18 protein-coding genes are annotated in these 14963 nt (G+C 68.0%); 6 read left to right on the forward strand and 12 right to left on the reverse strand.

The window, feature by feature from the left end:
• On the reverse strand, nt 1-303 hold the full coding sequence (locus A5784_RS18655) for a GlsB/YeaQ/YmgE family stress response membrane protein (RefSeq protein WP_064946388.1): 303 nt from the start codon (nt 301-303) through the stop codon (nt 1-3).
• A 457-nt stretch (nt 304-760) separates the two neighbouring features.
• On the opposite strand from A5784_RS18655, the gene A5784_RS18660 reads away from it, so the two are divergent.
• Nucleotides 761-1018, forward strand: a complete 258-nt coding sequence (locus tag A5784_RS18660) for a CDGP domain-containing protein (protein WP_064946389.1) — start codon at nt 761-763, stop codon at nt 1016-1018.
• A 57-nt stretch (nt 1019-1075) separates the two neighbouring features.
• Here the strand turns inward: A5784_RS18660 and A5784_RS18665 are convergent, their stop codons facing one another.
• From A5784_RS18665 to A5784_RS18675, 3 genes are all read right to left on the reverse strand, one after another.
• Complete coding sequence (locus A5784_RS18665) at nt 1076-2083, reverse strand: alanine and proline-rich secreted protein Apa (protein ID WP_064946390.1); 1008 nt, start codon at nt 2081-2083, stop codon at nt 1076-1078.
• Between the two features lie 209 nt (nt 2084-2292).
• The gene (locus tag A5784_RS18670; RefSeq protein WP_064946409.1) at nt 2293-3375 is read right to left on the reverse strand and encodes a sulfate/molybdate ABC transporter ATP-binding protein; all 1083 of its coding nucleotides are present in this window, start codon (nt 3373-3375) and stop codon (nt 2293-2295) included.
• Nucleotides 3372-4166, reverse strand: a complete 795-nt coding sequence (locus tag A5784_RS18675; RefSeq protein ID WP_064946391.1) for an ABC transporter permease — start codon at nt 4164-4166, stop codon at nt 3372-3374. Before A5784_RS18675 ends, A5784_RS18670 begins: the two co-directional genes overlap by 4 nt.
• 163 nt (nt 4167-4329) lie before the next feature.
• On the opposite strand from A5784_RS18675, the gene A5784_RS18680 reads away from it, so the two are divergent.
• The 3 genes from A5784_RS18680 to A5784_RS18690 all read left to right on the forward strand — a co-directional run bounded on the left by A5784_RS18680 (nt 4330) and on the right by A5784_RS18690 (nt 7472).
• Complete coding sequence (locus tag A5784_RS18680; RefSeq protein WP_064946392.1) at nt 4330-5004, forward strand: SDR family oxidoreductase; 675 nt, start codon at nt 4330-4332, stop codon at nt 5002-5004.
• Nucleotides 5005-5072: 68 nt separating this feature from the next.
• Nucleotides 5073-5999: an LLM class F420-dependent oxidoreductase gene (locus tag A5784_RS18685; RefSeq protein WP_064946393.1), complete on the forward strand. Its 927-nt coding sequence runs from the start codon at nt 5073-5075 to the stop codon at nt 5997-5999.
• Between the two features lie 99 nt (nt 6000-6098).
• Nucleotides 6099-7472, forward strand: coding sequence for an NAD(P)/FAD-dependent oxidoreductase (locus A5784_RS18690; RefSeq protein WP_064946394.1), 1374 nt, complete (start codon nt 6099-6101; stop codon nt 7470-7472).
• Between the two features lie 3 nt (nt 7473-7475).
• On the opposite strand, the gene A5784_RS18695 is transcribed toward A5784_RS18690, so the two are convergent.
• The 8 genes from A5784_RS18695 to A5784_RS18730 all read right to left on the reverse strand — a co-directional run bounded on the left by A5784_RS18695 (nt 7476) and on the right by A5784_RS18730 (nt 13190).
• Nucleotides 7476-8111: an urease accessory protein UreD gene (locus A5784_RS18695; RefSeq protein WP_064946395.1), complete on the reverse strand. Its 636-nt coding sequence runs from the start codon at nt 8109-8111 to the stop codon at nt 7476-7478.
• A complete protein-coding gene (gene ureG / locus A5784_RS18700; protein ID WP_064946396.1) occupies nt 8111-8797 on the reverse strand; it encodes an urease accessory protein UreG in 687 nt (228 codons plus the stop codon). The genes A5784_RS18695 and ureG overlap by 1 nt, the downstream gene beginning before the upstream one ends.
• A 17-nt stretch (nt 8798-8814) precedes the next feature.
• On the reverse strand, nt 8815-9450 hold the full coding sequence (locus A5784_RS18705; RefSeq protein ID WP_064946397.1) for an urease accessory protein UreF: 636 nt from the start codon (nt 9448-9450) through the stop codon (nt 8815-8817).
• Between the two features lie 14 nt (nt 9451-9464).
• A complete protein-coding gene (locus A5784_RS18710; protein ID WP_064946398.1) occupies nt 9465-11186 on the reverse strand; it encodes an urease subunit alpha in 1722 nt (573 codons plus the stop codon).
• Nucleotides 11183-11500 carry an urease subunit beta gene (locus tag A5784_RS18715; protein ID WP_064946399.1) on the reverse strand — a complete coding sequence of 106 codons (318 nt, stop codon included), beginning with the start codon at nt 11498-11500 and terminating at the stop codon, nt 11183-11185. The genes A5784_RS18710 and A5784_RS18715 overlap by 4 nt, the downstream gene beginning before the upstream one ends.
• A gap of 2 nt (nt 11501-11502) precedes the next feature.
• Complete coding sequence (locus A5784_RS18720) at nt 11503-11805, reverse strand: urease subunit gamma (protein WP_064946400.1); 303 nt, start codon at nt 11803-11805, stop codon at nt 11503-11505.
• A 53-nt stretch (nt 11806-11858) separates the two neighbouring features.
• Entirely contained in the window at nt 11859-12263 is a 405-nt protein-coding gene (locus tag A5784_RS18725; protein ID WP_064946401.1) for a PaaI family thioesterase, read from the reverse strand.
• Between the two features lie 156 nt (nt 12264-12419).
• Nucleotides 12420-13190 carry a hypothetical protein gene (locus A5784_RS18730; RefSeq protein WP_064946402.1) on the reverse strand — a complete coding sequence of 257 codons (771 nt, stop codon included), beginning with the start codon at nt 13188-13190 and terminating at the stop codon, nt 12420-12422.
• Nucleotides 13191-13412: 222 nt separating this feature from the next.
• On the opposite strand from A5784_RS18730, the gene A5784_RS18735 reads away from it, so the two are divergent.
• Entirely contained in the window at nt 13413-13829 is a 417-nt protein-coding gene (locus A5784_RS18735; protein ID WP_064946403.1) for a BlaI/MecI/CopY family transcriptional regulator, read from the forward strand.
• A gap of 14 nt (nt 13830-13843) precedes the next feature.
• The gene (locus tag A5784_RS18740) at nt 13844-14827 is read left to right on the forward strand and encodes a M56 family metallopeptidase (RefSeq protein ID WP_064946404.1); all 984 of its coding nucleotides are present in this window, start codon (nt 13844-13846) and stop codon (nt 14825-14827) included.
• The last annotated feature ends 136 nt before the right edge of the window (nt 14828-14963 follow it).

The raw sequence follows: 14963 nt of genomic DNA on the forward strand, positions 1-14963 counted from the left end.
TCAGTTGCCTCTGCGCACCAATCCGACAATCCAGAGCAGGATCACCGAGCCCAGGATCGCCGTGAACAGAGTGAACCACCAGCCACCGGCGGCCGTGTTGAGGAAGAAGCTCAAGAGGAACCCGCCGATCAACGCACCGATGATTCCGATGACGATGTTCATCAAGATGCCCGAACCGCCACCCTTGACGATCTTGCCCGCGATCCAGCCGGCAAGCGCACCGATGATGATGTAGCCGATCCAGCCAACACTGGTCAGCGTCGTGGAGCGGGCCAGGAACTCAGTCGTCGCCATTACATCCATTGCAGATCTCCTGCCTGTCGCCGGCTCAGCCCAGCGGGGCCCGCGGGGCCTCTCCTAGATGTACCCATCGAACGTAACAATTGATCTGACGAATTGGGAACGATCAGCCGACGATCGCCGTCGCGATGGTGTCAGCGCACTCGCGTACCTGCCGACGAGCAAATCGTTATCACATTGTCGGCGTGTCGCTGCACGACTATTCTCTGTCTCATCTGGCAACTCGCTGTGGATCAGGTCCGGCGCCGCGCGGATGCGACGCCCCGAGAGTGCGGAAGGTCGCGGTGTGCAGCACAGATGCGTCAGGTGGGCGACGTGGGTCACGCGCCCGGCTCGACCCGGTAAGGCCGCCGGGGTCGCCGTACAGCAATCTCACACAAGCCACTCCCGTCACACCAGCACCACCCGCCACAGTGCGTCGCCAGCAAACACATTCCGCGGGTTCGACGAGGAGACGACGATGAAAGCTCTCATTGGACTGGCAGTCACCGCACTGGCGGCGAGTGGCATCGCACTGGCGACAGCTGCGCCGGCCGGCGCCGGGTGCCAAGGCGGCTGGACGCCATGGGGCGGCGGCACGACCTGTGACGGACCGATCTCCCAGGACGGCACGTTCCAGCGGTGCGTGACGGCCGGAGCGATGGGCTTCGGCGGCACCAACTGCTACCTGATGAACGTCAACGACCTTGCAGGCAACGTGCCGTACGTCGGCCCATAGCCACGTAGGCCCGGCAAAACCGCCGAGCCTACGTGGCTGTTACCCGGAGCGTGGCCGTCACGACGGCGGCATCATCTCCGGCGGAGCGTTGGTGACCGGAACCGGGACACCAAGGGCCGGCCGCCCCGGCGGGGCGTTGGGCGCAGGCGGTGCGTTCGGATCGGCCGGCGGCGCAGCGGGGGCGTTCGGATCCGGCGCCGGCGCGGCCGGCGGCGTCCACGGGCGGATCGAATTTGCCAGGGCCACAGCGGCGTTCTTGTCCACCGGGTGGGTGGCGGAGCCGAGCCAGACCACGAACCACCGTTCGGGGGTGCGCTGGCCGCGGGGCGCGCCCGCGGGCGTCGGATTGCCGACCACACCGGCCCAGATCTGACCGTTGGGCTTGTTGGCGTCGGTGAACTTCACCTCGTAATACGAAGCGGCGCCGGGCAATCCGTTCGCGTTGAGCGGCACGGTCTCCTGGTTGACCCGGGTACCGGGGAACGGCATGAAGAACTCACCCATGTCCGAGGCCAACCGGACCGCGGCCTTGCCGTTGTCGGCCTCGGCACCCGCGAACAGCTTCAGGTCCAGCCGACCGAGCAGGACGCTCGTGTCGTTGGGCGGCTCGGGCGTGCCCTCCGGCGGAATCTTGGTCAGCAGCGCCTGCCCGTACGACAGCTGGGTGGCATCGGAAACTTTCCAACCCGCGGGCAGGAGATAGCTGAATCCACCCGCAGCGTTGTCGATGCGGCCGGGCTCGGGTGCGGGCGGTGCGGGAGGCGCAGGTGGTGCGTTCGGATCAGCCGGCGCCGGAGCAGGCGCATCGGCTTGGGGAGGGGCGCCGGGCGCCGCCGGCGCTGCGGGTGCCGGTGGTGCTGCTGGTGCGGGCGCAGGAGCCGCGTTCGGATCGGCGGGAGGCGCAGGCAGGAAGGTGTTGCCGGGCGGCGGGGGCGGCGGCTCGGGATCCGCATGCGCGATCGCGGGCAGCGCCACGGCCACCGCGGTCACGCTGGTCACCGCGGCCAACGCCAGTTTTTTCGACAGGCCTCTACGTCGAGGAGACATCGCGTCCGACTCGTCCATGGGGAAGAAACTACCGTGTTACCGCCGTGACGCAAGTGTGAGTTGCTCTTAGAGTGCTTAACTGAGAGATTGCTGGCTACAGCAAAACCCTTGGTGCGACGCATATCGAAGATTGCTGGCACGACAAGGTCGGAGCCGCCACGCCCGGCCCGGCAATCGGGCCCCGCGGGCGGCAATCTCACCGGTTATCGCCCGTGCTGTGGGCACTGTTACGGCGCGGGATGGACCGCAACCTCCTGCGCCTTGACGGTGAAGTAGACCTGCTCCCCCGGCGCCAACCGCAGCTGTGCGGCCGACTCCGCGGTGATGTCGGCCGCTAATCCCGGCGCGCCGTCCGGTTGCTCGTCCGCGCGCACCCGAATGCCCGGCCCGCGGCTGTCGAGTTCGGCGACGGTGACGGCGATGGTGTTGCGCGGGCTGCCGTGCGGCTCGTCGCGATAAACGGCTACGGCCGACGGCGCGAACACCGCGACCGCCGGAGCTCCGGCGACCACGTCCTCGGCAGGCATGCCGTGCCAGCTGACGCCCCACGCCGTCGTGAGGCCGCCCGCACCGTCGGCGATACCGGCGACGAGGTTGACACCCGCGAGGTGGGCCGCGAAACGGCTCTTCGGCACCGCCAATACCGCTGCGGTCGAACCACTTTCGACGATACGACCGGATTCCAGCACCACCACCCGGTCGGCCAGTGTCAAGACATCGAGCAGGTCGTGGGTGATCAATACCGCGCACCGGCCGTCTGCCGTCAACACCCGGCGCAGCACTTTGCGCATCGCGCCCGCCACCGCGATGTCGAGGCCCGCCATCGGCTCGTCCAGCAGGAGCACATCGGGCTCTGCCGCCAGTGCCCGCGCCAACGCGACCCGCTGAGCCTGACCTCCGGAGAGCTGACGCGGCGTCCGGCCGGCCAGATCGCTCGCGTCGACCTCGGCCAACCAGCGGTGCGCACAGTCGCGGGCGGCCGCGCGAGTCATGCGGCCCCGGCTGCGTGGGCCGAACGCGACGTTCGCCCCCACGCTCAGATGCGGAAACAACAGCGGGTTCTGCAGCATCAACCCCACGCGGCGCGCGTGGGGCGGCACCCGGATACCGGTCTCCGTGTCGGTGACCAGCCGATCGCCGATCCGGACACGGCCCACCTCAGGAGCCACCAGACCGGCGATGACGTGCAACGTCGTCGACTTCCCCGCGCCGTTGGGTCCGAGCACCGCCAGTACCTCGCCGGGCTGGACCGCGAACTCGAGATCGAGCCCACGGCGCTCGAGCACGGCATGCACAGCCAATCCCGTCATGCCCACGCTCCCGAACGCAGCCGACGGCCGCCGAGCCCGACCACGACGACTGCGGCCACCACGACGAGTACCACCGACAACGCCACTGCGGCGTCGGCATCGCTCTCGCGTTGCAGATAGATCTCCAACGGCAGGGTCCTGGTGACGCCCTGACGCGAACCCGCGAACGTCAGGGTCGCGCCGAACTCCCCCAGCGCGCGGGCAAAGGCCAGCACCGCGCCGGACAACAGCCCGGGGGCCAGCAAGGGCAGCGTCACCCGCCACCAGACCGTGCTGGGCCGCGCACCCAGGGTCGCCGCCACCACCTCGAATTCGGCACCCGCGGTACGTGCCGCCCCCTCCAGCGAGATCACCAGGAACGGCAGCGAGACGAAGGTCTGCGCGAGCACGACCGCCGTCGTCGTGAAGGCGATGTGCACCCCGCCGGCCTCCAGATACCGGCCGATGAGGCCGAGCCGGCCGAACGCATACAGCAGCGCGATGCCGCCCACCACCGGCGGGAGCACCAACGGCAGGAGGATCAGCGGTCGGGTCAGGCGCACGAACCTGCCGTCGCTGCGTGCCAGCACCAAACCCAGCGGGACACCGAGCAGGACGCACAGCAGCGTGCTCGCGGCCGCGGTCTTGACACTCAGCAGCAGCGCGGCCGTGGACGAATCACTGACGATGAGCGTCCAGAACCGGGCCCAGTCGACCTTCACGACCACGGCGACCAGCGGCAGCACGACGAAGACCGCGCCGAGGGCGGCAGGCAGATAGATCCACCGGGGCAGGCCGGGCGGTGCGCTCACGACCGGGGCACACCGGTGCTGATCCGAGACATGGCACAAACCGTAGGCGAACTAATAGCCAGATTGATGCGCGTCAAGTTTCGTCAGATAGCTACCGTCCAGTAACATCGTCGGGTGATCGCCCCCGCCCGGGTGGCGATCCCCAGGTACATGGAGGTACATCATGGCGGAGGTGCTGGTCACCGGCGGCGATACCGAGCTTGGTCGCGTCATCGCGGCGGGCTTCAAAGATGCCGGCCACAACGTGGTTATCGCCGGCAGTCGCCGTGACGACTTAGAGGTCGCCGCCAAGGAACTCGAGGTCGAATCGATCGTCTTCGACAACACCGACGCGGCCAGCCTCGAGCAGGCCCGCCGCCTGTTCCCGCACCACATCGACACCCTGGTCAACGTTCCGGCTCCGCGTTGGGACGCCAAGGACCCGCGCACCTTCACGCTGGCCGATCACGCCGCCGCCTGGCGCAACGCACTCGACACCACCGTGGTATCCGCCGCTCTGACCGTGCAGATCATCGGCGATCACCTGCGGTCGGGCGGCACCATCGTCAACGTCATCACCGAAAGCCCCCGTGCAGGCAGCGCCGACGCCGCGGTCAAGGCCGCGTTGGCCGACTGGACCGCCGGGCAGGCCGCCTACTTCGGCACCCGCGGCATCACCGTCAACGCCATCGCCCCCGGCCGGAGCGCCGAACCCGGCTACGCCGGGCTGAGCAGCACGCCGCCGTCGGTCGCCGACGAGGTGGCGCGGCTCGCGGTGTTCCTGACCACGCCTGCCGCCCGCCACATCACCGGCGAGACCATGCACGTCGGCCAAGGCGCGTTGGCAAGCTTCGCCTGAAATATTCCGCCGTTCACCCGGAGCTAAACGGGGTTGCCGCTCCGCTTAGTTGCTGGTTACGTGAAGGCGTGACCATAAAACTCGGCCTCCAGATCCCGAACTTCTCCTACGGCACAGGCGTTTCTGAACTCTTCCCGACCGTCATCGCGCAGGCCTCCGAAGCCGAGAACGCAGGCTTCGACTCGGTTTTCGTGATGGACCACTTCTATCAACTGCCCGGCCTGGGCACCCCCGACCAGCCGATGCTGGAGGCCTATACCGCCCTGGGGGCGCTGGCCAGCGCGACCGAGCGCGTCCAGCTCGGCACCCTGGTCACCGGCAACACCTACCGCAACCCGACCCTGCTGGCCAAGGCCATCACCACGCTCGACGTGGTCAGCCAGGGCCGCGCGATCCTGGGCATCGGCACCGGCTGGTTCGAGCTCGAGCACGACCAACTCGGCTTCGAGTTCGGCACGTTCACCGAACGCTTCAACAAGCTCGACGAAGCACTGCAGATCATCATCCCGATGATCGAGGGCAAGCGCCCGACCTTCAGCGGCAAGTACTACAAAACCGTCGAGGCCATGGCCAATCCCCGGTTCCGCGACCACATTCCGCTGATGATCGGTGGCAGCGGCGAGAAGAAGACCATCCCGCTTGCGGCCCGGCACTTCGACCACCTGAACCTCATCACGAACTTCGACGAACTGCCCCACAAGCTCGCCGTCGTCAAGCAGGAGTGCGAGAAGATCGGCCGCGACCCGGCGACACTGGAGACCAGCATGCTGGTGATCGCCCTGATCGGTGACCAGGTGAGCGCCGACGCGGTGCCCGACGACTTCAAGCAGCGGGCCGCGGTCGGCACGCCCGAGCAGGTGGCCGAGCAACTGCAGGCCAAAGTGTTCGACGCTGGGGTGGACGGGGTGATCCTGAGCCCGGTCACGATGGGCGGCTACGTCCCCGGTGGCATCACGGGAGTGGGCGAAGCGCTCAAACCGCTGATATCGGGGTAAACAAACAGTGCGATGAGCCATCTCACCGCGCTGGCAGGAATCCTGCCGACTACCCTGTCAGTTGGTATTGAACAGGCATACGTCTGCGAGGAGCAACGAATGAGCCACCCCGGAGCCAAGGCAACGGATCGGCATAAGGTCGTCATCATCGGATCGGGCTTTGGCGGGCTGAACGCCGCCCAAACGCTCAAGAACGCCGATGTCGACGTCAAGTTGATCGCCCGCACCACGCATCACCTGTTCCAGCCGCTGCTGTACCAGGTGGCCACCGGCATCATCTCCGAAGGTGAGATCGCCCCTCCGACGCGGCTGATCCTGCGCAAGCAGCGCAATGCGCAGGTTCTGCTCGGCGACGTCACGCACATCGACCTGGAGAAGCAGACCGTCGACTCGGTCCTGCTCGGACACACCTACTCGACGCCCTACGACAGCCTGATCATCGCCGCGGGCGCAGGCCAGTCCTACTTCGGCAATGACCACTTCGCCGAGTGGGCACCGGGGATGAAGTCGATCGACGACGCTCTTGAGTTGCGTGGCCGCATCTTGGGTGCGTTCGAGCAGGCCGAGCGGTCGAGTGACCCCGAACGTCGCAAGAAGCTGCTCACATTCGTCGTCGTCGGCGCAGGCCCCACCGGTGTCGAGATGGCCGGCCAGATCCAGGAGCTCGCCGACCAGACGCTGCGGGGCAGCTTCCGCCATATCGACCCCACCGAGGCGCACGTCATCCTGCTCGACGCCGCGCCGGCCGTGCTGCCGCCCATGGGTGAAAAACTCGGCAAGCGTGCCAAGGACCGGCTGGAGAAGATGGGCGTGGAGATCCAGCTCAACGCCATGGTGACCGACGTCGACCACAACGGCATCACCGTCAAAGACAAGGACGGCACGCTGCGCCGGATCGAATCGGCGTGCAAGGTGTGGTCTGCCGGCGTCTCGGCCAGCCCACTCGGTAAGGACCTCGCCGCGCAGTGCGGCGTGGAATTGGACCGCGCAGGCCGGGTCAAGGTGCTTCCCGACCTGACCATCCCGGGACACCCCAACGTGTTCGTGGTCGGCGACATGGCGGCGGTGGACGGCGTGCCGGGTATGGCACAGGGCGCCATCCAGGGCGGAAAGTACGCCGCCAAGCTGATCAAGCGGGAAGTCAGCGGCACCAGCCCGAAGATCCGCACCCCGTTCAAGTACTTCGACAAGGGCTCGATGGCCACGGTGTCGAAGTGGAATGCGGTGGCCAAGGTCGGCAAGCTGGAGTTCAGCGGCTTCATCGCGTGGCTGGCCTGGCTGGGCTTGCACCTCATCTACCTGGTGGGCTTCAAGACCAAGATCGCGACCCTGCTGTCGTGGGCGGTGACGTTCCTGAGCCGCCAGCGCGGCCAGCTCACCATCACCGAGCAGCAGGCCTACGCCAGGACCAGGATCGAGGAACTCGAGGAGATCGCGGCCTCGGTCAAGGAAACCGAGAAAGCCGCGTCCTAGCGCCTAGCCGGCAGGCAGCCGGTCACCCTGCCAGGTGGCCAGGCTGCCGCCGCGCGCGAGTTCCAGCACCGTGCCGTCCGTCTCGAAAGACCGCGCGGGATAACGCAATTCGCTGATGCATGCGCGCGGTTCGGCAAGTGCGTCGTCACCGACGGCCCCGCTGCCCAGTTCGACGCGGTGTCGCAGCAGCGGCGTCGCACCGACATCGGCGGACAGCGTCCCCGACCAGAATCCGTCGCGTTCCCCCCATCGGCCGATCTGTACGCGTTCCCGCAAGCGCAGCCGCGCGGTGTCCGCGAGCCGGATCCGCACGTCGGTGCCGTGGCTGGATCCGCCGGCGACGACCGTCGGTTGCGGATCGAGATCGAGGTCGCCTGCGTTCTCGATGTCCCACCACGCGGTCGAATGGTCGCTGCCCGCACCGGGCAGGGTCACCGCGGCCGCGACGGTACGGAGGCGCAGCCGCGCACCGGGCTCGACCACCAACCGCACCTTCAGCGAGTCACCGCCGAGCGGCGTGGCCGCCGTCGACACCAGATGCACGGTGTCCGGTTCGGTGTGCCTGCCCGCAATGCCGTCACCGCCCTCGATCCGCGCCAGCCGGCCTGGTCGCGCGACGACGAGGATGCACGCCCGCATCACACCGTCGGTGCGTGTGCGAGCGCCAACTGGTCCCGCACCCAGGTCAGCACCGGACCGGCCGACGGGTCGTCGGTGAGCGAGATCAGCACGGTCGGGCGGTCCTCGCGGACTCTGGCGGCGTCGGAACGCATGACCTCGAGATCGGCCCCGACCATTGGGGCGAGATCGGTCTTGTTGACCACCAACAGATCCGAGAAGGTCACCCCCGGGCCGCCCTTGCGCGGAACCTTGTCGCCGCCTGCGACGTCGACGACGAAGATCTGGACGTCCACCAGACCCGACGAGAACGTCGCGGTGAGATTGTCGCCGCCGGACTCGACAAGGATCAGGTCGAGACCGGGATTGGTGTCGATCAGATCGTCGATGGCGTCGAGGTTGGCGGTGATGTCGTCGCGGATCGCGGTGTGCGGGCATCCGCCGGTCTGCACGGCGGCGATCCGCTCGTCGGGCAGGACCGCGTGTCTGCGCAGGAAATCCGCGTCCTCGGTGGTGTAGATGTCGTTGGTCAGCACGGCCAGCGACAGCTCCTCGCGCAGCTGCCGGCACAACGCGGCCACCAGTGCGGTCTTGCCGGAACCGACCGGCCCGCCGATGCCGATGCGCAACGGCTCGCCCGGCTGTCGCACCCGCTTGGGCCGCGGCGGATGTGCATGCGGTTCACCGTCGATGAGATGTGGTGGCATGGTTGAGATTTCCCCTCTCAGGAGACGAACAGAGGTCGCTCACGCTCTGCGTGTTGCTGGGCAAGCACATCCAGGAGCGGATCGGACAGATCGGCCAGGCCCGCGACAGCCGACGCGGCGGTGGTCTCACACAGCCCGGACAGTGCGAAAGTCAGCGCCGCGACATCACCGGGGTCCAGCGCGAGCAGTCGTTGGGCGGCGGTGGCCGATCCGGTCATCGTGGTGTAGACGACCGCGAGCGCTGTCTGCACAGGTGTCAGATCCGCTGCGGCGCCGACAGATCCGGCAGCGACGGCGAGATGCGGTCGGACACCGAGGGCGTCCCAATGGTGCTCGGGCCACACCCGCCGGGCCAACCGGACCAGTCCCCGCCCCTGGGCGCGCGATGCCGCGCGGGACGCCGGAGCCGGTGTACGGGCGTCGGTTTCGGCGTCGCCCGCAGCAGCGTCGAGCACACCGGTACGGACTGCGACAGCCAGCGAGGCCGTCACCAAACCATGGGTGCGGATACGCCGCACGAGATACGCCCGCACCGAGCCGACGTCGCTGAGCAACCCGCGGGCCACGGCCTCCTCGACACCACCGGAATGCACGTGCCCGCCGGTGGGCAGGCGGGAATCCGCGAGCGTCAACAGCGTTGCCAGACCGGTCATTTCCGCACGCCCGATCAGAACAGGAAGTAGCGCTGGGCCATCGGCAGTTCGGCCGCGGGCTGCTCCTGCCACACCTCGCCGTCGATGCGCACCGTGAACGTGTCGGGATCCACCTCGATGCGCGGCAACGCATCGTTGAGCGGCATGTGCGCTTTGCCGATCCGCCGAACATTCTTGACAGCGACCAGCTTTCGCCGGACATCCAGCCGCTCTCCCAGTCCGTCCGCGATGGCCTGGGGTGCGACGAAGTGCAGTGACGTGGCAGCCGCGGCCGCGGGGGCAGCGCCGAACATGGGCCGCGGCAGGACCGGTTGCGGTGTCGGAATCGAGGCGTTGGCATCGCCCATCGCCGCCCAGGCGATCATCCCGCCCTTGAGCACGGCGTGCGGCCGGACCCCGAAGAAGGCCGGCTCCCACAACACCAGATCGGCGAGCTTGCCCACCTCGACCGAGCCGATCTCGTCATCCATCCCATGCGCGATCGCCGGGCAGATGGTGTATTTCGCGACGTAGCGGCGGACCCGGAGGTTGTCGGCGGCGCCGTCGCCTTCCAGCGGCCCGCGCCGCCGCTTCATCACATGCGCGGTCTGCCAGGTGCGCAGCACCACTTCGCCGACGCGGCCCATGGCCTGCGCGTCGCTGCCGATCATCGAGATGGCGCCGATGTCGTGCAGCAGATCCTCGGCAGCGATGGTCGAGGGACGGATGCGGCTTTCCGCGAACGCCAGATCCTCGGGCACGCTGGGGTTGAGGTGGTGGCAGACCATCAGCATGTCGAGGTGCTCGTCGAGGGTGTTGACGGTGTGTGGCCGCGTCGGATTGGTGGAGCTGGGCAGCACATTGGGGTGACCGGCGACGGTGATGATGTCGGGTGCGTGCCCGCCGCCCGCGCCCTCGGTGTGGTACGCGTGGATGGCGCGGCCCTTGATCGCGGCCAGCGTGTCCTCCACGAAACCGGCTTCGTTGAGGGTGTCGGTGTGGATGTTGACCTGCACGCCCGCGGCATCGGCCACCGTGAGGCAGGCGTCGATGGCCGCCGGCGTGGTGCCCCAATCCTCGTGGAGCTTGAAACCCGCTGCGCCGCTGCGCAGTTGCTCCCACATCGCCTCGGCGCTGACGGTGTTGCCCTTGCCCAGCAGCGCCACGTTGAGAGGCCAGCCGTCGAGTGCCTCGAGCATGCGAGCCAGATGCCAGGCGCCCGGTGTGACCGTGGTGGCCTTGCTGCCCTCGGCCGGGCCGGTGCCGCCCGCGATGATCGTGGTGATGCCGCCGCCGAGGGCCTCGGCCATGATCTGCGGGCAGATCAGATGCACATGACAGTCGATGGCACCCGCGGTGAGGATGCGCCCGTTGCCCGCGATGATCTCGGTGGACGGGCCGACCACCAGGTCCGGATGGACCCCGGACATGATGTCGGGGTTCCCGGCCTTGCCGATGGCGGCGATGCGACCGTCACGGATACCGATGTCGGCCTTGATGATTCCCCAGTGGTCGATGATCACCACGCCCGTGATGACGGTGTCCGGTGCGCCTTCGGCCCGCGTGACGCGGGCCTGGCCCATCGACTCGCGCAGCACCTTGCCGCCCCCGAACACCGCTTCGTCACCGGCCAATCCCGGCCCGCCGCTGCGGTCTTCGGTGATCTCGACGAACAACTCGGTGTCGGCCAGCCGGATGCGGTCCCCGGTCGTCGGCCCGAACAGCGCGGCGTAACGCGCCCGGCTCAGCTCACTCATGAGGTTGGGTCCAATCGTCCCGGCGGATTGAGACTGATGCCGTACACCTCGCGGGAACCGGCCAGCGGCACCAGTGAGACACGCTGCAGCACACCGGGTTCGAAGCGAACCGCGGTACCGGCCGGAATGTCGAGGCGATGGCCGTAGGCCGCCTCACGGTCGAAATCCAGCGCGGCGTTGGCCTGCGGCAGATGCACGTGGCTGCCGACCTGGACCGGGCGATCCCCGGTGTTGACGACGTCGACGGTGCGGCGCACGGCGTCGGCGTTGATGGTGATTGGTCCGTCGCCGAAGACGATCTCTCCCGGGATCATCGTCAGCCGATCGGGTGGTGGACGGTGACCAGCTTGGTGCCGTCCGGGAAAGTGGCCTCCACCTGGACTTCGTCGAGCATCTCCGGCACGCCCTCCATCACCTCGTCGCGGCTGAGTACAGTGCGGCCACTGACCATGAGCTCGGCGACCGTGCGCCCGTCGCGCGCACCTTCCAGCAGGTGATCGGTGATCACCGCAACAGCTTCGGGATGATTGAGCCGCAGCCCGCGGGCTTGTCTGCGCCGAGCCAGTTCGGCGGCATACGACAGCAGCAGCCGTTCGGTCTCGTGCGGGGTCAATCGCATAGAGCGCGATCCTGCCACGGCGGGAGCGAGTCAGCAGCGCACGCGCTTTCCGGCTACTCCGTCGGGAGGTTCTGCAGCCGCACCTGGCCGCGGGCCACGAGCTTGTCGTTCTCGTCGGTGATGGTGATCAGCCACAGCTGCTGGCGGCGGCCCCTGTGAATCGGCGTGGAAACCGCTGTGACAGTGCCGGATCCGATTGCCCGCAGAAAGTCGGTGTTGTTGTTGACGCCGACGACGGTTCCCCCGCCGTGCTCGGAGAGCCAGACATGCGCTGACACGCTTGCCAGGCTCTCGACGATCGCGCAGTAGACGCCACCGTGCATGATCCCCCACGGCTGCAGCAGCTCGTCGGTGATGGTCAGCTGCGCCCGGCCGCCGTCGGGACTCAGTTCGACGTACTTGAGGCCGATTACGTTGTCGAATCCCTTGCCGAGGTCCTCGGGCACATCTGTGGTCACAGTCCTCGTGTCTACACGGCCGATCGCCGTAAAGAAGCGGGCGGGTCCCGCGCAATACGCGCGGGACCCGCCCTTCGAGTGGACCGGGGGTCTCTGCAGCCCTCAGGACTCCGGCGCGGTCCGTTAGCTCGTCCTCGAATAATAGGCAAGGCTGTCCTAATTAAGCAAGACCTTCCCTGCCCGCCCCGCGCCCCGAACCGGCAGGCCGAACCCTGCCAGCGCGTCGAGCACCGCCTGACCACGTCGCATGCTGACAAACTCACTGCAACCGGACAGCAGTGGCACCTGCGTGGCGGCGGAGACAACCGCGGCACCGACCATGTGCCACATGGCCACCGTTGATATGGCCCCGCCACTGATCTCTACCAATTGGTCGAACAACGGCGCCAGCGCCCGGTGACTGCGATGGGCGACCCAGGTGGTGAGCGCGGCCTCGTTGGGCAGCGCCACGATGCCGTCGCGGGCCGCGTCGGCGATGCGGGAGGGCCTGCCGCGGAAATGGATGTCGTCGGGCAGGGCCCGCAAGACCGGGTCGACCACTCCCACCCAGTCGATGGACCCCTCCGAGTCGACATGCACCCAGAGGTTCTCCAGGCCGGTGTCCCAGGCCCGCCCCTCCAAGACCAGCAGCGGCACCACGCGGCCGATGACGACGTGCGCGAGCGTTGCGGCAAGCTGCTGGGCCACCGCAGCCCGGTTGCCGGTTTCCGCGACGGCCGCGTCGAACATGCCCCGCAGCCGGCCGGCGCCGATGGCCTCTTCCAACGGCCACCACCGGCGCCGAGACAGGTCGCGCATCACGGCCACGCCGTAGACACGTGGGCACTCCGGATACAGCTCGCGCAGCTTTCGGCTCGATTCGTGCAGCGGCAGCGTCCGCCTGATGGCCATCCCCGCGATCAGGGGATCGTCGACCACGACCGTCATGACACCTCCCAAGGCTCCCGATTGAGTTAGGTTAGCCTTACTATAGCTACGCGCCGGATGGGTGCCAGCCGGTGTGACTGGTTTCACAAGGCCTGGCGAACATGCGCTGACCTTGGGCTAACCGGCGCTGGCAGGGCATCCGCCGACCGCCACATAATCGATACGACGCGCGGTAGTACCGCCGTAGTACGCTGGCCTTACTGCTCAGGAAGTGAACGGAACATGGCGAAACTGACGCGCCTCGGGGAGCTCGAGCGCGAGGTGATGGACCACCTGTGGTCCGCACCCGAACCCCAAACGGTTCGCCAAGTCCACGAGGCGCTGGCCGCCCGCCGCGACTTGGCCTATACGACGATCATGACCGTGCTGCAACGACTCGCGAAGAAGAACTTGGTCGTACAGCACCGCGATGATCGGGCGCATCGCTATGCGCCCACGCACGGCCGCGACGAGCTGGTCGCCGGCCTCATGGTCGACGCCCTCGACCAGGCCGCGGACTCCGGCAGCCGCCAGGCCGCACTCGTTCATTTCGTCGAGCGGGTCGGTGCGGATGAGGCCGAAGCCCTGCGGCGGGCTCTCGCCGAACTGGAGAGCAAGGACCGAATTCCGCCACCGGCTGGCCATTCCAGCATCTCCTGAGAGAGACTTACGGCGTGTCCGCGCTGGCCTTCACACTCGTGGCGCTGGCCCTGGTGGGGCCGGTGCCCGCGATGTTGGCACGAGCATCCTGGCCTCTGCGGGCCCCCCGCGCGGCAATCGTGTTGTGGCAGTCCATCGCCCTGGCCGCCGTGCTGTCGGCGTTCTCGGCCGGAATCGCCATCGCGAGCAGGCTGTTCGTGCCCGGCCCGGACGGCCGCCCGACGGCCACCATCACCGGCGAGATCGCCGCACTGAGCCTGCCTCTCTGGCTGACCTACGTCGTGGTGTTCACGGTCACGCTGTTCATCGGTGCCCGGCTGTGCCTCGCCGTCGTGCAGGTGGCCATCGCCACCCGGCGCAGGCGCGCGCATCACCGCATGATGGTCGATCTGCTCGGTAAGTCCCGCGAGGGGCTGCCGCACCACGTCTGTACCCCCGCGGGAATCAACGTCCCGCTCGCCCGCGGTGGCCTGCGAATCCTCGACGTAGCCCAACCGCTGGCCTACTGCCTGCCCGGTGTGCGCAGCCGCGTCGTGGTCAGCGAAGGCACCTTGACCACCCTGTCCGACAGTGAGATCGCCGCGATCATCACCCATGAACGAGCACATCTGCGGGCCCGCCACGATCTGGTGCTCGAGATGTTCACCGCGGTGCACGCCGCATTCCCCCGGTTCGTCCGCAGCGCCAGCGCGCTCGACGCGGTCCGGCTACTGATCGAACTACTGGCCGACGACGCCGCCGTACGGACCGCCGGGCCCACGCCGCTGGCGCGCGCCCTGGTCGCGTGTGCCTCGGGCCGCACCCCGTCGGGTGCCATGGCCGCGGGCGGCCCGACGACGGTGATCCGCGTGCGCCGCCTCGGCGGAAAACCCAACAGCGTCGCGCTCGCGGTGACCGCCTATCTGGCCGCGGTCGCCGTGCTCGTCGTCCCCACGGTCGCCGTGGCCGTCCCTTGGCTGACCGAGCTGCGCCGCCTGTTCAGCAGTTGGGCCGGTTAGGCGCGGATGCGCTGCCGGTGGAAAAGCGTTTTGCGATAAAGCGTTTTGCGGTAACAACTATCGAAAGGCTGCTGGATGACGAACACGGGTAGGACCGGGACGGCTCAAATCGGGGTGACGGGTCTGGCGGTGATGG

It is taken from the genome of Mycobacterium sp. 852013-50091_SCH5140682 (assembly GCF_001665685.1).
Taxonomy (GTDB): domain Bacteria; phylum Actinomycetota; class Actinomycetes; order Mycobacteriales; family Mycobacteriaceae; genus Mycobacterium.